Origin of the sequence: Streptomyces sp. NPDC048419, from assembly GCF_043200415.1 — a bacterium.
In the GTDB taxonomy this organism is placed as follows: domain Bacteria; phylum Actinomycetota; class Actinomycetes; order Streptomycetales; family Streptomycetaceae; genus Streptomyces.
This window is the reverse complement of record NZ_JBICXT010000014.1, coordinates 113,176-129,843: the sequence shown is the minus strand read 5'-3', so window position 1 is coordinate 129,843 and position 16,668 is coordinate 113,176. Positions and strand designations below refer to the sequence as shown.

Genomic DNA, 16,668 nt, shown 5'->3' with positions numbered 1-16,668 from the left:
AATCGCGGTAACACCCGAGGTCAGAGAAGCAAGCGCATACCGACCGATCAGTTTGGTGAAAAGCTCCCACAACTGCGAACCGGCGAGTAGCGTGCGGGGACCACACGCCCCCCACCTCCCTGCGGTCCTCCGCCAAGGGCCCGAGCCATGCAAGGAGCACCGGGATGTCCTACGAACCGTCCCCGCCCCATCAGTACCGCCAACCCCCGCACCCACCGTCGTACCCGCCTTCCCCCGGGTACGACGCCACCTACCCCTGGCAGCCGCCCCTCACGGAGCCCGAGCCGCCCCCGCGGCGCCGCCAGCCCGAGCCCGCCCTCGGGCACCACAGCGATCTGCGGGTCCTGCGCGGCGCCTACCGCTGGCAGCGGCGCACCGCCACCCTCACCGCACTCGGCTACTTCACGCTGTTCCTGATCCTGTCGGCGTTCGCGCCCTCGTTCATGACGAGCGAGATCGCCGACGGCCTGCCGACCGGGCTGGTCCTCGCGCTGGCGCAGATCCCGGTCACCTGGCTGGCGATCGTGCTCTACGAGCACACCGCCCGCCGCTACGTCGACCCGATCGCGGCCCGTATCCGCAAGCAGTCCGAGGTGGACGCGAAGCGGGAGGCGAACCGGTGACCGGATTCAGCTCCAACGCCCAGGCCATGTCCCTGGTCGCCTTCTCCGCGATCGCCACGATCACGCTGCTGCTGTGCGTGATGACGGGCCCGGACGGCGACGACCTCGACGAGTTCTACACCGGCTACGGCTCCCTCTCCCCCATGCGCAACGGCCTCGCCATCGCCGGCGACTACATCTCCGCGGCGAGCGTGCTGGGCACCGGCGGCGTCATCGCCCTGTGCGGCTACGACGGGATCGCACTGGCCCTGAGCACCGCCCTGTCGCTGATGCTGCTGATGTTCCTGCTGGCCGAACCCCTGCGCAACGCGGGCCGGTTCACCATGGGCGACGCACTGGCGCGGCGCATGCCGGGACGCGGCGTACGCATCACCGCGTGCGTGGTCACGATCGCCGCCCTGCTGCCGCTGATGCTGGTCCAGCTGGCGGGCACCGGACAGCTGCTGGCCTTCATCCTGGGCTTCTCCGGCGACTCGCTGCAGACCGGCTGCATCATCGGCCTGGGTGCCCTGATGATCAGCTACGCGGCCATCGGCGGCATGAAGGGCACCGCCCTCATCCAGATCCTGAAGATCGTGATGCTCCTGGGATCGGGCGCCGTGGTCGCCGTCCTGATACTGCAGCGGTTCGACTGGGACCCGGGCGCCCTGTTCAGCACGGCCGCCGCGCAGAGCGGGGTCGGTTCCCGGTTCCTGCACTCCGGAGTGGAGTTCGCCGGCAGCTCGGCCCCGCGCCTGGACATGATCAGCGCGGAGCTCACGGTCGTCATCGGCGGCGCCTGCCTGCCCCACGTCACCATGCGCATGTACACCGCGCGCAGCGCCCGCCAGGTGCGGCGCTCGATGTCGTGGGCCGTGTCGCTGGTGGTGCTGTTCGTCCTCATCATGACGGTGATCGGCTTCGGCGCGACCGCGATGATCGGCCGGGCGGTGATCGCGCAGGCCGACCCGCAGGGCAACACGGCCTATCTGCTGGGCTCCCGCGCGGCCTTCGGCGCGCAGGTCTCCACCGCGGAGACGTTCCTGTTCACCACGGTGACGACGGCGATCTTCCTGACTCTGCTCGCCTCCGTCGCCGGCATGATCCTCGCCTGCGCCAACTCCCTCGCCCACGACGTCTTCGCCGCGCGCGTGCACGAGATGTCGGAGCGCCGGGAGATGACGCTGGCCCGGGTCTCGGCCCTCGCGGTGGGCGTCCCCGCGATCCTGCTCGCCACGCTGGTCCAGCACCGCAGCCTGCAGCCGCTGGTGACGCTGTCCTTCTGCCTCGGCGCCTCCGCCATCGCCCCGGCCCTGGTCTACAGCCTCTTCTGGCGCCGCTACACCCGTACGGGCCTGTTGTGGACGCTGATCGGCGGTACGGTCGCGGTCCTGCTCGTGATGCCGGGCACCAACCTGGTCTCCGGCTCACCGGCCGCGGCCTTCCCCGAAGCCGACTTCAACTGGTTCCCCTTCACCACGACCGGCATCCTGACGATCCCACTGGGCTTCGCCTTCGGCTGGCTCGGCACGGTGATCTCGGGCCGCAGGGCGTCGGAGGAGCAACGGCACCAGTACGAAGCGGTGGAGGGGTGGATCCTGGCGGGCGCGGTGCGCAGGAGCAGCTAGCACCGGTGACGCACGGCCGGGGCCCGCGCGCCCCGGCCGCCGCTCCCCGGGCGCGGTCACTCCCCGGGCGCCGTCACTCCCCCGACGCCGAACCCGTCAGCGCCGTCAGGCTGTTGCGTACGGCGTCCATCTCCGCCTGCACGTCGCCGGAGCGCTCACCGTGCTCGTGCAGCACCTGCTCCGTCTCCCGGGCGATCTGCTCCTCGCGCACCCGGGCCCCCGCGAGGATCTCGGCGGCACGCTCGCGGGCCTCCTCCTGGCACCGGCCGTCATACTCCTGCGCCTCGGCGAACACCCGCTCCGCCTCGGCCAGTTCCGCCTCCGCGCGGGCCGTCCGGTCCGCGCCCCGGGCATCGCGCCCGGCCATGCGGTCGGACTCCAGCTGCTCCACCTCGGCCCACCGCTCGGCGCACTCCTTGGCCTGCTCGGTGAGCATCGCGGAGGTGCGCTGCCGCACCTCCCGCAGCGCGGACAGCGCCTCGCCGCGGCCCTCCTTCACCGCGCGCCGGGCGGCGACGCGGAGCTCGTCGGCCTCGGCCTGCGCCGCGAGGAGCCGGTGGCGGGCCCGGTCCTCGGCCTCGCCGCGCACGGTGTCGGCATGCGCCTGCGCGGCGTCCCGCACGCCGTTCGCATGCTCCTCGGCCGCCTCCCGGTGGCGCCGGGCCTCCTGCCGCGCCCGCTCCCGGACGGCCTCGGCCTCGTCCAGCACGCACTGGAACAGGCGCCGCGCGCCCTCCCCGAGCGTCTCGTACGACTGCGGGGCCAGCTGGGCCACCGACTCCTGCAGCAGCTCGGCCTCCACCTCCATGTCCCGGGCGAGCACGGTGAGCCGGGCCGCCCGCTCCCAGGCCGCGTCCCGGTCCCGGGAGAGCGCGTCGACGTAGACCTCGACCTGTTCGGGACAGTAACCACCCCCTCGTACGACTCCGAAGCCGTGGGGCGAGACCGGTGTGCTGCTCATCCTGGAACCCCTCTCCGCCGAACTTTTCCGCCGAACGGGAGCGAAATGATGATTTCGCGCACATCTTGATATATCGGGTGGAAGTGTTCATAACGCGACACTCCGAGCGCCACTCGTGGTCACTCGCGGTCGCATGCGGTCTCGCGTGGTCGCACACGAAAGGGCCGGGCCGGTCAGGAAGACCGGCCCGGCCCCTCGGGGTCGGATCAGACGGAGTCAGCCGCGGCAGCTCACAGCAGTCCGTCCCACATCTGCTCCAGCAGCACCGACCACCAGGTCTCCGGCGAGCCGAGCGCCGCCGGGTCGAGGGAGGCCAGCTGGGCCTGGAAGTCGACGGTCCAGCGGCCCGCCTGCTCCGGGTTCAGGCCGAACCGCAGCCGCCACATCCGGCCGAGCAGCGCGAGGCACCGCTGGAGCTCGGGCAGCCCCGTGTTCACGAACTGCGGCGGCACGGGCGCCCCTCCGGGCCCCGCCTCCACCGGCACGGCCACGATGTTCGCGGTGCCGTACTGCACACAGATCGCCCTGCCGAAGTCACTGCCCATGACGAGGTACGAGCCCGCGTCCGCGGACGGCTGCACACCGCGCTCCTGCGCCAGTTCGGCGAGGGTCGGCACCGGCCGCCCCGGCTGGGCCTGCGCCCAGAAGAACGGGCTCATGTCCATCGGCAGCCCGGCCACCACCAGCGAGTGCGCCACCACCGGCGGCACGCCCTGCCGGGAGACGGCCGCCTGCTCGAACCGGAAGATCCCCGGCCCGAAGGCACCCGCCAGCTCCTGGGCGATGCCCTCCGGCGGCAGCGGCGGCGCCGCCTGCACCGGCGGCAGCGGCGCACGTACCGGCGCCGGGCGCGCGGGACCGTCCGCGACCTGGTGCAACTCGCCCTGGTGCGCGATCAGTTGCTGCATGCCCTGCTGCCGGCTCGCATGGTCCGTGCCGTACGGCGCGATGGACGCGATCCGCGCCTGCGGCCACTGCTCGCGGATCATCCGCGCGCAGTAGGCGCCCGGCAGCTCGCACGACTCCAGCTCCGTGTGCAGCTCCAGCACCTGGTCCGGAGGCACGTTCATGCCGCGCAGCTCGTGGAAGATCTGCCACTCCGGGTGCGGCGTGCCCGGCGCCGACCGCCGGATCAGCTGCTGCTCGGAGCCGTCCTGCGCGCGGTAGCGGAGCACGGCCTGATAGCCGGGACCGACCGTCGGCTGCCCCTGCGGCGGCGGGTAGCCGTACGACGGCTGCTGCCCGGGCGGCGGCATCGCGCCGGGTGGCATGGGCGGCTGGGCGCCCGGCGGCACACCGGGAGCCCCGGGCATCCCGGGGGCCTGCGGCGGCGGAGGCGTGCCGGGAGGACCCATCGGAGGAGCGCCGGGCCCGCCGACGGGCGGCGCGGCCAGCACGGTCTCCGCATGATGAACGGCCCCACCGCGCCCGCCCGCCGACGCGCCCTGCGCGCCGGGCGCGGGGGGCGTGCCGGGGGCGCCGGGAGGCTGGGGGGCGCCGGGAACGCCAGGCGCTCCGGGTGCATGCGGCATACCCGGGGCGGCCGGAGGCTGCGGAGGACCACCGGCGGGACCCCGGCCCGGGTCGGCGAGCATCGTGGCGGCGTGGTGGACACCGCCCGGGGGCGGACCACCGGGGGTGTTGGGAGCACCGGGCGGATGCGGAGCGCCGGGCGGAGCCTGCGGGGTTCCCGGACCGGACGCGGCCTCAGGCCCGCCGGGACCGAGCGACGAGACCAGTTGCGTCGGCACGTACGCGCCGCCCGCGCCGGGTGCCGGCGCCGGCGGAGGCGTGCTCGCCGGCCGCGCACCCGGAGCCCCGGGGGCGCTCGGCGGAGGCGGCGTGGTCGAGCGGCGCGGCGGCGGGCCGGCCTTGCTCGTCGCGGCGTCGGCGATGTCCCCGGCGTTCGGCTGCGGCGGACGTCCCGGAGCGGCCGGCGGCCGAGGCGCACCCGGCGCCCCTGCGGGCCCCTGCGGATAGCCGTACGTCGACGGCGGAGGCGGCGGCGGGGTGGCGCCCCGCGCGGGAGCGCCCTGCGCGGGAGCGCCCTGCGCGGGAGCGCCCTGCGGATAGCCGTACGTCGGCGGCGGCGGAGGCGGCGTGGCACCGGGTGCGTGAGCACCCGGCGGCGTACCCGGAGGGGGCGTACCCGGCCGCCCCGGAGCCGCAGGTCCGTCCAGTGACGGCGACACCGTCGTCCGAGGCAGTTGGCTGCCGCCCGACATGAGCGCCGTCTTGGCGTCCGGCGGCGTGTCCGTGTCGTCGTCGCCCTCCCGCAGCTGCGGCGCGAACACGGTCGCGGGCAGCGGTACGGAGCGGTCCTCGCCGGAGTCCGCGTTGGTGTCGGTCCCGGCCCAGGGGGTCCCCCCGGCGGGCCCGCCGGGCGCCCCGGCACCGGCCTCCGGCCATCCGCCGGCACCGCTCTGCGCGGCGGGCGCCGCCGGCTGAGCGGGCGGTCCGGCCTGCGTCTCGGCCAGCCCTCCGTCACCCGAGGAAGCCGCAGAGGCCGCAGAAGCGGTAGAAGCCGTAGAAGCGGCGGAGGCCGCTGAACCCTGCGCCGGCGCACCCTGGCCGCTGCGCCGGTCCGGAATACCCAGCTTGTCCGCCGCCTCCTGCAGCCACTCCGGCGGACTCAGCAGGAAGGACGTCTGATTCAGATCCACCCGGGCCGAAGCGGGCTGCGCCGGCTCCGGGTCCTCGTCCGGGCGGCCGTACTCCTCCTCGTACCGGCGCACGACCTCGCCGACCGGCAGCGAGGGCCACAGGGTCGCCTCGCCGCTGTCGCGGGCGATCACCAGCCGCTGGCCGCCCCCGTCCGACCGCGGTCCGTCCGCCCGGTCCTCGGCCCACACCACGAACCCGAGCTCGAACTCCCGCACCCGCACCTCACGGTGCTGGTACGACGGCAGGTCTCCGTTGATCCACTCCTCGGCGCGCTCCTGCGCCTGCGCGAAGGTCACCATCGGACGCTCACTCCCCCACCGAAGAGTCGGAAGACACCGGAACAGAACGCGCGAACCCGCCGTCGACCATCAGATTCGCCACCGTCTCCAGCTCCGGCGGATTGCCCGCGAGCCGCGACAGGAACTGGTCGAAGTCGTCACCGCACGGCAGCAGCAGCCGCTCCACACGGTCCGCCGGCGCCCACGAGGGATCGGCGTCGCGGGCGTCGTCGTAGGCGCAGAACCACATGGAACCGACCCGCTCGCCCTTCACCTTCACGGCGAGCAGACCGCCCTGGACGAAACCGACGCCCAGATAGTCCTTGGTCAGATGGTCGCGCAGGCACTTGTTGACGTAGACGAGGTCGTTGACGGCCGCCTCCTCCCGCACCGTGAAGAACGGCTGGTCGATCAGCAGCCCCAGCTCGGCGTCGAGCGCCGCGCCCACCGGGGCGCTGCCGCCCGCCGCCTTCAGGAACGAGCGGTAGGCGCCGGGCAGCCGGTAGCCGAGGTCCTCCTCGACCTGCTGCACCTGGGCCTCCGTCACCGCCACCCCGGACTTCGGCAGCCCGAAGTGCGCCGGCCGGGTCTCCTGCAACGGCCGCGTGCCCCGCTTGTTCTGGTCGACGTGCGACGTCGCTATCCCGCCGTGGTGGCGCAGCAGCGCCTTCACCTCGACCGGCACCAGCTCCAGCCGCCGCGAACCCGCCACGTGATGCCACGTCCAGCCGTGCGGCGTCGCCACCGCGGGCACCGTGTCCCACAACTCGTGGCCGGTCGCCGCGAGCGCCGCGTTCGCCGACACGTAGTCCGTCAGCCGCAGTTCGTCGACCCCGAAACCCTCCGGCGGCTCCGCGATCTCCGCAGCGGCACGCGCATAGGCCGAGAAGGAGGGGTAGCCGCGCTCGTCGACGCGTACCCCTCTCGGGTGACGTGCGGCCCGCACCGGATCCGGGAAATGCACGACCTGCCCGGCATAGGCCGCGTTCGGCGGCGCGGCTTCCTGCCCGAGCCGACCTGTCGTCATGGCGGTTGCCCCCTGCGGCACTCTGGTACGACGCGCAGCAGCCGGCTCCACGCCGTCCACCACGCCCCGTATCGACTGTCTCGTCCGTCTCGACTTGGCGTCTCGACCGTCACCGCGCCTGTCACCACGCGCCACCGCGTGTGTCACCACGCACCGACCGCATGGACCGCGGTGCCGACAGCCTATGCGGTACGACCGCACCGGTCACCGGGCACCGGTCAGCCGCCCTCCGCTTCCGTGACCTGCCGTCACCCCACCGTGACAGCCTGCCCAAACCCTGGCGTGTCGCGCGGCCCCAGCTTCCGCACCAGCCACGGGATTTGGCACTCTGTGACGTCCGGGGGAAGCTCGGGAGGGGATGACGATCATGAACGTGACGCAGACGGGACCGGACACCGCGCCGCACACCGGCACCTCCGGCGACCCCCGCATCGGCTGGAGCGCCACCGAAACCCCGCATGCCCCCGCCCTGCGACACAGACGTGACGGCATACTCCCCACGGTCGCCGCCGCCCTCTCCGTGCGCGGCGCCACCCTCACCGGAACCGCCGCCCGCGGCGACCGGCCGCCGCCCCTGCACCCCCTCGTCCAGGACTTCCTGGACACGCTCACCAGCGCCCAGCGCGACCGCTTCACCGGCCGCTGCGCCGAGACGATCCTCATCTCCCGCCACATAGCCTCCGCCGACGCCGCCCGCAGCAAGCGCGCCGCCCGCAAGCCCATGACCAACGGCGAGGCCCGCAAAGCCCTCAAGCAGGCCAAACTCACCACCCGCCGGATCCGCGAGGACGGCGACCCCCTGCACGGCGGCTTCGCCGCCCCCTGCCGCGCCTGCACCGCGCTCAGCGCCCACTTCGGCGTCCGCGTCGTCGACCCCACCGCGGCGGAGGACTGACCCCCGGACACGGACCGTCAGGACGGCCCCCGGGCCGGGCACGACCTCAGCACCTCGACGATCGAAGGGCAGATGCACCCCGACCGCACCTCCTCCACGCGCTTTCCCGTACCCGTCGACGCCGCCCTGCGCGCCGCCGGCTGGCAGCCCGGGCGCTGGGACATAAAGCAGGCCGAGATCTGGGCCGACACCCTGCGCGAGCACTCCTCACCGGCGGGCCACCGGCACGCCGTCTTCCCCGCCGCCGTCGAGGCCTGGGCCGAGTTCGGCGGCCTCCACATCGCGCCCACCGGACCCGGCCGCCAGGTCGCCCCCACCGCACTGCACTTCGATCCCCTGCACGGCCTGCACATGGCCCGCACCCTCGCCGACCTCGGCCGCGCCCTCGACACCGAGGTCAGCCCTCTCGGCACCGAGACCGACCACCAGTCCCTCGTCGCCGTCGACGCCGAAGGCCGCGTCTACGCCCTCGATCACACGGGCGACTGGTACCTCGGCCCCGACATCGACCAGGCCCTCGCGAGCCTCGTCTCGGGCGTCGACCCCGTACGGCTCACCGCGGGCTGAGACACCGCGGGGCGGGCGCCGGGAACTAGGCGTCGGCCGGGATCACCGCGGACACCCGGAAACCCCCCGCGTCCGTCGGCCCCGACACGAACACGCCCCCCAGCGCGGCGACCCGCTCCTTCATCCCCACCAGGCCGTTGCCCCCCGACGGCAGCCGGGCCGAGGACGCCGACGACACCTCGGGCGGCGGCTCGTTCTCCACCTGCATCGCGATCTCCGACACCCGGTGCGCCAGCCGCACATGCGTCTTCGCCCCGGCCGCATGCTTGTGGACGTTCGTCAGCGCCTCCTGCACCACGCGGAACGCCGTCTGCTCGATCTCCGCCGCGTACAGCCGCGTGTCCCCCTCGACCGACAGATCCACGACCATCCCCGCGGCCGCCGACTGCCCGACCAGCTCCTCCAGCTCTGACAGGCACGGCCCGTCCCCCTCATCCGCGGCCCGCTCCGCCGCCACCGCCGCGGCGACCCCCACCGCCACCAGCGGCACCGCCTGCTCGGTCCGGCGCACCTTGTCACCGCTGCGCAGCACCCCGAGCATCTCCCGCAGCTCGGTCAGCGCCTGCCGCCCCATGTCCCCGACCAGAGCGGCGTTCTTCACGGCCTTCTCCGGATCCTTGCGGGCGACGGCCTGCAGCGCGGCGGCGTGCACCACCATCAGGCTCACCCGGTGCGCGACCACGTCGTGCATCTCCCGCGCGATGCGGGTCCGTTCCTCGCCCCGCGCCCACTCGGCCCGCTCCTCCGCCCGCTCGGCGAGCAGCTGCAACTCCCGCTCAAGGCTGTCCGCGCGCTCCCGCAGACTCTCCATCAGCCGGCGCCGCGCGCCCACGTACAGGCCGAGCAGGAGGGGCGGCGCGGTCATCCCGATGGCGGTGGTGATGGCGGCGAACGGCACGAACCAGTCGCCGAGATCCCAGGTCCCCCGCGCCATGTCCTGCCGCACCCGCACGAACATCACGATGAGCATGCCGACGAGCGACATCCCCGCCAGGGAGGCGATGATCCGGCGCGGCATCTCGGACGCGGCGAGCGTGTACAGGCCGACGATGCCCATCAGATAGCCCATCTGGGCCGGAGTGATGGCGATCGAGACGAGTACGACGGCTATCGGCCACTGCCGCCGGACGACCAGCGCCGAGCCGGCGAGCACCCCGAAGACGATGCCCGCGGCCACGGGGACGCCCGCGTCCCGCGCGAACCGGACCCCTTCGAAGGCACACTCCACCGCGGACGCCAGCGCAAGACCGACGTCCAATGCCGCACTACGCCACCTGGCCCACCACCACGGCCCCTTCCGGCCCGCGGCGTGCTCTTCCCCCGTCGTGGTCATGGCTCCAGCCTACGGGCGGCGGCGCCCCGTTTTCCGGCGAGTTTCCGCGACTGGCCTACACCACACTGCGTGACCGACCGTGCACGAAACGACCCGCTTTCCCTCGAACTGCTGATTCACCCACTGTTCGACCCCGGAAGATCACATTCCGCCCGGACGGTATGCCCATGGCACATTCACCGAACAAATACAGCGACTTCGAGGGACTGAGGGAGCGGGCGGTCGCGCTGCGGCGCGCGGGCCTCAGCCGCCGCCAGATCCGCGACCGCCTGCACGTCGACAACAACGACATCCTCAACCGCCTCCTGGAGGGCGAGCCCCCTCCGGAATGGACGAAGCGGCCGAACGCGAAGGACGACCTGAGGGACCGGGCACGGGAGCTACGGCTACAGGGCTGGACGTACGACCAGATCCAGGTCGAGCTGGGCTGCTCGAAGAGCTCGATCTCACTGTGGGTACGGGATCTGCCGAAGCCGGAGCGCGAGCGCAGCCCCGAGGAGGCGGCGGCGATCGCCAGGCGAGGCTGGGAGGCGAAACTGCGGATCCGCGACGAGGAGCGCCGACAGACCAAGGAGGCCGCCGAGCAGGCGATCGGCGACTTGACACCCCGTGAGCTGTTCCTGGTGGGCGTCGGTCTCTACTGGGCGGAGGGCGGCAAGGACAAGCCGTACGACCGGCGCGAGAGCGTGGTCTTCGTCAACAGCGACCCGAGCATGATCCAGGTCTACCTCGCATGGCTCGGCCTCCTGGGCATCGAGCCCGAGCGGCTCCGATTCAACGTCATGATCCACGAGAACGCGGACGTGGCAGCGGCGGAGAAGTACTGGGCCGAACTCGTCGGCGCCGACCAGTCCGCGTTCAACAAGACGACCCTCAAGAGGCACAACCCCAGGACCGTCCGCAAGAACGTGGGCGACTCCTACCGCGGCTGCCTGGTGGTCAAAGTCCTGAAGGGCGCCGACTTGTACCGTCGCATCGAAGGGTCCTGGTACGGCATAGTGTTGTCCGTGCGTGAAGCCGATCAATCAAATCGGATGTAGCGCACAGACCTTCCCGGGTCGTCTAAAGGCAGGACAAATGGTTTTGGTCCATTGAATGAGGGTTCGATTCCTTCCCCGGGAGCTCAGCAGCACTGGGCCCTGACAGCACTGTCAGGGCCCACTCCCATGTCCCCCGCGAAACGCCCCGGTATCCTGCGGATGTCCCCACCCGTCCAAAGCCGAAGGGCAACCCCGTGAGCGCCATTCGCCCGGCAGCCGTCGTCGTTCTCGCAGCGGGTGAGGGCACCCGTATGAAATCGGCCACACCCAAGGTCCTGCACGAGCTCTGCGGACGCAGCCTGGTGGGCCATGTGCTCGCCGCCGCACGTGAGTTGGAGCCCGAGAACCTCGTCGTCGTGGTCGGGCACGCGCGCGAGAAGGTCGGCGCCCACCTCGCCGAGATCGACCCCGCCGTACGCACCGCCGTCCAGGCGGAGCAGAACGGCACCGGTCACGCCGTACGCATCGCACTCGACGAACTCGGCGGCGGCGTCGACGGAATCGTGGTCGTCGTGTGCGGCGACACCCCTCTTCTCACCAGCGAGACCCTCCAGAAGCTCGCGGCCACGCACTCCTCGGACGGCAACGCCGTCACCGTGCTGAGCGCCGAGGTCCCGGACGCCACCGGCTACGGCCGCATCGTGCGCGACGAGAACACGGGTGCCGTCACCGAGATCGTCGAGCACAAGGACGCGACGACGACGCAGCGCGCCATCCGTGAGATCAACTCCGGTGTCTTCGCCTTCGACGGGCAGCTGCTCGCCGACGCGCTCAAGAAGGTCCGCACGGACAACAGCCAGGGCGAGGAGTACCTCACCGACGTCCTCGGGATCCTGCGCGAGGCCGGACACCGCGTCGGGGCCTCCGTCGCCGTCGACCACCGCGAGATCGCCGGGATCAACAACCGGGTGCAGCTGAGCGAGGCCCGGCGGATCCTGAACGACCGGCTGCTCACCCGCGCCATGCTCGCCGGCGTCACGGTCGTCGACCCGGCGACCACGTGGGTCGACGTCACCGTCACCTTCGAGCAGGACGCGGTCGTCCACCCGGGAACCCAGCTGCACGGCGCCACGCACCTGGGCGAGGGCGCGGAGGTCGGCCCCAACAGCCGCCTGAAGGACACCCGGGTCGAGGCGGGCGCCCGCGTGGACAACACTGTGGCCGACGGCGCCCATGTGGGCCCGGACGCGACCGTGGGTCCGTTCGCCTATCTCCGGCCCGGCACCCGGCTCGGCGCGAAGTCCAAGGTGGGTACGTACGTCGAGACGAAGAACGCCGCCATCGGCGAGGGGACGAAGGTGCCGCACCTGTCCTACGTCGGTGACGCGACGATCGGCGAGTACACCAACATCGGTGCCGCCAGCGTGTTCGTGAACTACGACGGGCAGGAGAAGCACCACACGACGGTGGGGTCGCATTGCCGTACGGGTTCGGACAACATGTTTGTGGCTCCCGTCACGGTCGGGGACGGCTCGTACACCGCCGCCGGGTCCGTGATCACGAAGGACGTGCCGCCCGGTTCGCTGGCCGTGGCCCGTGGCCAGCAACGGAATATCGAGGGCTGGGTGGCTCGTAAGCGCCCGGGGAGCGCCGCGGCGAAGGCCGCCGAGGCGGCCTCCCGGCAGGACGAGAGCGAAGACTGACCGGATTCGGGTGCGTCAAACACGGCGTACCGTGATATCTGCACACACCCGTACCGCCACCAGCTGAGACACCTCGAACCGCCCCCCAGCTGAAAACCTCTGAGGAGACAGTGCTGTGACCGGGATCAAGACGACCGGCGAGAAGAAGATGATGTTCTTCTCCGGCCGCGCCCACCCCGAGCTTGCCGAGGACATCGCCCACCAGCTGGGTGTCGGGGTCGTCCCGACGAAGGCCTTCGACTTCGCGAACGGCGAGATCTATGTGCGTTATCAGGAGTCGGCGCGTGGTGCGGACTGCTTCCTGATCCAGAGCCACACGGCTCCGATCAACAAGTGGATCATGGAGCAGCTGATCATGATCGACGCGCTGAAGCGCGCGTCGGCCCGCTCCATCACGGTCATCGTGCCGTTCTACGGTTACGCGCGGCAGGACAAGAAGCACCGTGGCCGTGAACCGATTTCGGCGCGTCTGGTCGCGGACCTGATGAAGTGCGCGGGCGCGGACCGGATCCTGACGGTGGATCTGCACACGGACCAGATCCAGGGCTTCTTCGACGGCCCGGTGGACCACCTCTTCGCGCTGCCGCTGCTCGCGGACTACGTGGGGGCGAAGGTCGACCGGAACAAGCTGACGGTGGTCTCCCCGGACGCGGGCCGGGTGCGGGTCGCGGACCGCTGGTGCGACCGTCTGGGCGCGCCGCTGGCGATCGTGCACAAGCGCCGGGACAAGGACGTCGCCAACCAGGTCACCGTGCACGAGGTGGTCGGTGAGGTGAAGGGCCGGGTGTGTGTCCTGGTCGACGACATGATCGACACGGGCGGCACGATCTGCGCGGCGGCGGACGCGCTGTTCGCGCACGGCGCGGAGGATGTCATCGTGACGGCGACGCACGGCGTGCTGTCGGGTCCGGCGGCGGACCGGCTGAAGAACTCGAAGGTGAGCGAGTTCGTGTTCACGAACACGCTGCCGACGGCGAGCGAGCTGGAGCTCGACAAGATCACGGTGCTGTCGATCGCGCCGACGATCGCGAGCGCGGTGCGCGAGGTGTTCGAGGACGGTTCGGTGACGAGCCTGTTCGACGAGCAGTGAGCCACCGCCGCACGCGGTTGAACGCTTCTGCATGATCGATTTTTCTGCGGCCTCCCCTGCCGAGTAGACTGCCCCAGTTGCTCGGCGAGGGAGGCCGTACTCGTTTCTGCGAAGTACGGCTGTCCGTTATCGACGCGCTCTTCGTAGCAGGCCGTTCGTGGCCGGGTGACCACGTCCGTTCCTGAATTTTCTACGAGGAGTGATCATGTCCGAGGTGAAGCTCACCGCCGAGACGCGCACCGAGTTCGGCAAGGGTGCCGCCCGTCGTATCCGTCGTGACAGCAAGGTCCCCGGGGTCCTGTACGGCCACGGCTCCGACCCGCTGCACCTGACCCTCCCGGGCCACGACCTGCTGTTGGCGCTGCGCACGCCGAACGTCCTGATCTCGCTGGACATCGACGGCAAGACCAACGAGCTGGCGATCCCGAAGTCCGTGCAGCGTGACCCGATCAAGGGCTTCCTGGAGCACGTCGACCTGCAGCTGGTCAAGCGCGGCGAGACCGTCACGGTCGAGATCCCGGTCCACGCCGAGGGCGAGCTGGCCCCGGGCGGCTACCTGCTCGAGCACGTCCTGAACGCGCTGCCGGTCGAGGCCGAGGCCACGCACATCCCCGAGTCGGTCTCCGTCTCCGTCGAGGGCCTGGAGGCCGGTGCCTCCATCCTCGCCAAGGACATCACGCTGCCGTCCGGTACCAAGCTGGCCGTCGAGGACGACACCGTCGTCCTTCAGGTCCTGGCCGCGCAGGCCGAGGAGGCCGCGGAGGGCGAGGAAGGCGAAGAGGCCGGCGAGGCTGTCGCCGAGGCCTGATCCTCACCTGTTCCATCGTTGGTCAGCCGCTGTTCCCGGTCGTTCACGGCCGGGGCGGCGGCTGGCTGCTTGGGGGTCCGGGGTCTGCCCCCGGAAAGGCACAGCAAGGAGACATGGACGTGAGCACCCCCGTGGGCGGCCCCTGGCTGGTCGTCGGTCTGGGCAATCCCGGGCCCGAGTACGCCGCGAACCGGCACAACGTCGGGTTCATGGTGGCCGATCTGCTGGCCGAGCGGATCGGGGGGAAATTCAAGCGGGCGGGCAAGGCGCAGGCGCAGGTCGTCGAGGGGCGGATCGGGCCACCCGGGCCGGCGAACCGGCGGGTGATCCTCGCCAAGCCGATGTCGTACATGAATCTGTCGGGCGGGCCGGTGAACGCGCTGCGGGACTTCTACAAGGTCCCGGTGGCGAACATCGTGGCGGTGCACGACGAGCTGGACATCGACTACGGCACCCTGCGGCTGAAGCTCGGCGGCGGGGACAACGGGCACAACGGCCTGAAGTCCATGACGAAGGTGATGAGCGCGGACTACCACCGGGTGCGGTTCGGCATCGGGCGGCCGCCGGGGCGGATGCAGGTGGCGGACTTCGTGCTGAAGGACTTCTCGGCGGCGGAGCGCAAGGAGCTGGACTACCTCGTGGACCGGGCCGCGGACGCCGTGGAGTGTCTGGTCATCGAGGGGCTGGAGCGGGCACAAAGCACGTACAACTCCTGACTTGTCGCCCAGCTGAGTTGACCGTTCGCAGGGGCATGGCCAATGATCCCGGCCATGCCCGCCACAGCCAGCTCCTCCCGACAGGTCTCCCGCCAGGCCTCGGTCGCCGCGCTGCGGTTCGGGCGGATCGCGGCGATGGGTACGGTCGCGGCGCTGATCCTGATCGCTGGTGTGTGGGCCTCGTGGCGGACCGCTCCGTACGTGATGCTCACCAAGGGGCGGGAGCACGGCACGATCGAGGTGACGCGGTGCGGTGACGACACCTGCACCGGCCCGTTCACGCCGGCCTCTGCGGGCCCACCCGGCCCGGACCGGGTCGTCATCGAGAAGACGGTCGCGGTGCGCAAGGGGCAGACCTACTCGGTGGTGATGAAGCCCGGCGGCGACGAGGTGGTCCGGTCGGGCCCGGCCGGGGTCCTGTACGCGTGGGTGCCGATGGGCGGAGCGCTGCTGCTCGCGTCGGTGGTCGTGGCGGGCGGGCTGCGGCGGACACGGGCGGCGTGGGTGCTGGCGCTCTCGGGAGCGGCGCTGCTCACGGCAGCGTTTGCGGTCCTCTGACGGCTTTCGTCCCGCACGTCTCCCGTGCGTGAACAGAGCGTTGCCCGTTCGTGATTGACCCTGGGTCAGTGGTGGCTGGATGCTGAGCCGCCCCCTCCACATCTTCCCGTCCGTAACTCGAAGATGGAACTGCCCCATGCGTACCCTCATCCGCGCCGGCGCACTGTCCGCCGTCGCTACCGCCACCCTGCTCTGCGCCCCGGTCGCCGCTCATGCCACCGCCCATGGTGACAACGGGACGGTGAAGATCCACGACGCGAAGACCGGCGACGAGCTGCGGCGCAACGAGCCGCACGTCTGCACCTTCTATCTGGACGCCTTCGGCTTCGACGGTGTCCAGCATGTCGACTGGCACATCGAGGCCTGGGCCCCGACCGCCCACAGCAAGGGCGAGACGGTGAAGACCGGCGCCATCACCCTCGACACCGAGGGCAACGGCCGCACGCAGGACCTGTCGCTGCCCGACGGCCACTACAAGCTGTTCTGGAACTTCGACGGCGAGAAGGGCGCCGCCAAGCACAAGGTGTTCTGGACGGACTGCGGTGACTCGCAGGGCGGTGGCGGCGGTACGACGACCACGCCGTCGGCGCCCGAGTCGTCGGCGCCCGGCTCCGAGTCGTCCTCGCCGGCCGCGGAGACTTCTTCGCCCGCGGCCTCCCCGAGCGAGTCGGCCGGTGAGGCGCCGGCCGCGTCCTCGTCGCCGTCGGCTCAGGGCGGCAGCGGTTCGGGCGATCTCGCCGAGACCGGCAACAGCGCGCCGGTGGCCCTGCTCTCGGGTCTCGCGGCCACGCTCGTGGCGGGCGGCGGCTACCTGGTGGCGCGGCGGCGCCGGGCCTGAAGCTGACGGGAAAAGGGTGC

General features: G+C 71.7%; 15 protein-coding genes and 1 tRNA gene. 12 read left to right on the top strand and 4 right to left on the bottom strand.

What is annotated here, in order from left to right:
* Nucleotides 1-164 precede the first annotated feature (164 nt).
* A complete protein-coding gene (locus ACGFYN_RS27570) occupies nucleotides 165-623 on the top strand; it encodes a DUF485 domain-containing protein (RefSeq protein WP_393868562.1) in 459 nt (152 codons plus the stop codon).
* Nucleotides 620-2,230: a cation acetate symporter gene (locus tag ACGFYN_RS27565; RefSeq protein ID WP_393868561.1), complete on the top strand. Its 1,611-nt coding sequence runs from the start codon at nucleotides 620-622 to the stop codon at nucleotides 2,228-2,230. The genes ACGFYN_RS27570 and ACGFYN_RS27565 overlap by 4 nt, the downstream gene beginning before the upstream one ends.
* Before the next feature lie 73 nt (nucleotides 2,231-2,303).
* Here the strand turns inward: ACGFYN_RS27565 and ACGFYN_RS27560 are convergent, their stop codons facing one another.
* The 3 genes from ACGFYN_RS27560 to ACGFYN_RS27550 all read right to left on the bottom strand — a co-directional run bounded on the left by ACGFYN_RS27560 (nucleotide 2,304) and on the right by ACGFYN_RS27550 (nucleotide 7,160).
* A complete protein-coding gene (locus tag ACGFYN_RS27560) occupies nucleotides 2,304-3,191 on the bottom strand; it encodes a cellulose-binding protein (RefSeq protein WP_393868560.1) in 888 nt (295 codons plus the stop codon).
* Nucleotides 3,192-3,421: 230 nt separating this feature from the next.
* A complete protein-coding gene (locus ACGFYN_RS27555; protein ID WP_393868559.1) occupies nucleotides 3,422-6,154 on the bottom strand; it encodes an SUKH-4 family immunity protein in 2,733 nt (910 codons plus the stop codon).
* 7 nt (nucleotides 6,155-6,161) lie between these two features.
* Nucleotides 6,162-7,160, bottom strand: a complete 999-nt coding sequence (locus ACGFYN_RS27550; RefSeq protein WP_393868558.1) for an SMI1/KNR4 family protein — start codon at nucleotides 7,158-7,160, stop codon at nucleotides 6,162-6,164.
* 358 nt (nucleotides 7,161-7,518) lie between these two features.
* On the opposite strand from ACGFYN_RS27550, the gene ACGFYN_RS27545 reads away from it, so the two are divergent.
* Both ACGFYN_RS27545 and ACGFYN_RS27540 read left to right on the top strand, forming a co-directional pair.
* Complete coding sequence (locus tag ACGFYN_RS27545; protein WP_393868557.1) at nucleotides 7,519-8,055, top strand: YwqJ-related putative deaminase; 537 nt, start codon at nucleotides 7,519-7,521, stop codon at nucleotides 8,053-8,055.
* 72 nt (nucleotides 8,056-8,127) lie between these two features.
* A complete protein-coding gene (locus ACGFYN_RS27540) occupies nucleotides 8,128-8,622 on the top strand; it encodes an SUKH-3 domain-containing protein (protein ID WP_393868556.1) in 495 nt (164 codons plus the stop codon).
* A gap of 25 nt (nucleotides 8,623-8,647) precedes the next feature.
* Here ACGFYN_RS27540 and ACGFYN_RS27535 read toward each other — a convergent pair whose 3' ends face one another.
* Nucleotides 8,648-9,955, bottom strand: coding sequence for a sensor histidine kinase (locus ACGFYN_RS27535; RefSeq protein WP_393868555.1), 1,308 nt, complete (start codon nucleotides 9,953-9,955; stop codon nucleotides 8,648-8,650).
* A 167-nt stretch (nucleotides 9,956-10,122) separates the two neighbouring features.
* Between ACGFYN_RS27535 and ACGFYN_RS27530 the strand changes: the two genes are divergently transcribed.
* From ACGFYN_RS27530 to ACGFYN_RS27495, 8 genes are all read left to right on the top strand, one after another.
* On the top strand, nucleotides 10,123-10,995 hold the full coding sequence (locus ACGFYN_RS27530; RefSeq protein ID WP_393868554.1) for a hypothetical protein: 873 nt from the start codon (nucleotides 10,123-10,125) through the stop codon (nucleotides 10,993-10,995).
* Nucleotides 10,996-11,006: 11 nt separating this feature from the next.
* Nucleotides 11,007-11,077 (top strand) — tRNA-Gln (locus ACGFYN_RS27525).
* Between the two features lie 112 nt (nucleotides 11,078-11,189).
* Entirely contained in the window at nucleotides 11,190-12,638 is a 1,449-nt protein-coding gene (gene glmU, locus ACGFYN_RS27520; protein WP_393868553.1) for a bifunctional UDP-N-acetylglucosamine diphosphorylase/glucosamine-1-phosphate N-acetyltransferase GlmU, read from the top strand.
* A 115-nt stretch (nucleotides 12,639-12,753) separates the two neighbouring features.
* Nucleotides 12,754-13,728, top strand: a complete 975-nt coding sequence (locus ACGFYN_RS27515) for a ribose-phosphate diphosphokinase (RefSeq protein ID WP_393868552.1) — start codon at nucleotides 12,754-12,756, stop codon at nucleotides 13,726-13,728.
* Between the two features lie 205 nt (nucleotides 13,729-13,933).
* Nucleotides 13,934-14,536, top strand: coding sequence for a 50S ribosomal protein L25/general stress protein Ctc (locus tag ACGFYN_RS27510; protein WP_393868551.1), 603 nt, complete (start codon nucleotides 13,934-13,936; stop codon nucleotides 14,534-14,536).
* Between the two features lie 113 nt (nucleotides 14,537-14,649).
* Nucleotides 14,650-15,252 carry an aminoacyl-tRNA hydrolase gene (pth, locus tag ACGFYN_RS27505; protein WP_393868550.1) on the top strand — a complete coding sequence of 201 codons (603 nt, stop codon included), beginning with the start codon at nucleotides 14,650-14,652 and terminating at the stop codon, nucleotides 15,250-15,252.
* A gap of 42 nt (nucleotides 15,253-15,294) precedes the next feature.
* Nucleotides 15,295-15,810, top strand: a complete 516-nt coding sequence (locus ACGFYN_RS27500; RefSeq protein ID WP_393868549.1) for a hypothetical protein — start codon at nucleotides 15,295-15,297, stop codon at nucleotides 15,808-15,810.
* 136 nt (nucleotides 15,811-15,946) lie between these two features.
* The gene (locus ACGFYN_RS27495) at nucleotides 15,947-16,648 is read left to right on the top strand and encodes an LPXTG cell wall anchor domain-containing protein (protein ID WP_393868548.1); all 702 of its coding nucleotides are present in this window, start codon (nucleotides 15,947-15,949) and stop codon (nucleotides 16,646-16,648) included.
* The last annotated feature ends 20 nt before the right edge of the window (nucleotides 16,649-16,668 follow it).

What these genes read in the sequence shown, in the direction of transcription:
- ACGFYN_RS27560 (WP_393868560.1), bottom strand. Translation starts at nt 3,191, where the DNA reads ATGAGCAGCACACCGGTCTCGCCCCACGGCTTCGGAGTCGTACGAGGG.
- ACGFYN_RS27555 (WP_393868559.1), bottom strand. Translation starts at nt 6,154, where the DNA reads ATGGTGACCTTCGCGCAGGCGCAGGAGCGCGCCGAGGAGTGGATCAAC.
- pth (WP_393868550.1), top strand. Translation starts at nt 14,650, where the DNA reads ATGGACGTGAGCACCCCCGTGGGCGGCCCCTGGCTGGTCGTCGGTCTG.
- ACGFYN_RS27510 (WP_393868551.1), top strand. Translation starts at nt 13,934, where the DNA reads ATGTCCGAGGTGAAGCTCACCGCCGAGACGCGCACCGAGTTCGGCAAG.
- ACGFYN_RS27550 (WP_393868558.1), bottom strand. Translation starts at nt 7,160, where the DNA reads ATGACGACAGGTCGGCTCGGGCAGGAAGCCGCGCCGCCGAACGCGGCC.
- ACGFYN_RS27530 (WP_393868554.1), top strand. Translation starts at nt 10,123, where the DNA reads ATGGCACATTCACCGAACAAATACAGCGACTTCGAGGGACTGAGGGAG.
- ACGFYN_RS27535 (WP_393868555.1), bottom strand. Translation starts at nt 9,955, where the DNA reads ATGACCACGACGGGGGAAGAGCACGCCGCGGGCCGGAAGGGGCCGTGG.
- ACGFYN_RS27545 (WP_393868557.1), top strand. Translation starts at nt 7,519, where the DNA reads ATGACGATCATGAACGTGACGCAGACGGGACCGGACACCGCGCCGCAC.
- ACGFYN_RS27500 (WP_393868549.1), top strand. Translation starts at nt 15,295, where the DNA reads ATGATCCCGGCCATGCCCGCCACAGCCAGCTCCTCCCGACAGGTCTCC.
- ACGFYN_RS27540 (WP_393868556.1), top strand. Translation starts at nt 8,128, where the DNA reads ATGCACCCCGACCGCACCTCCTCCACGCGCTTTCCCGTACCCGTCGAC.
- ACGFYN_RS27495 (WP_393868548.1), top strand. Translation starts at nt 15,947, where the DNA reads ATGCGTACCCTCATCCGCGCCGGCGCACTGTCCGCCGTCGCTACCGCC.
- ACGFYN_RS27570 (WP_393868562.1), top strand. Translation starts at nt 165, where the DNA reads ATGTCCTACGAACCGTCCCCGCCCCATCAGTACCGCCAACCCCCGCAC.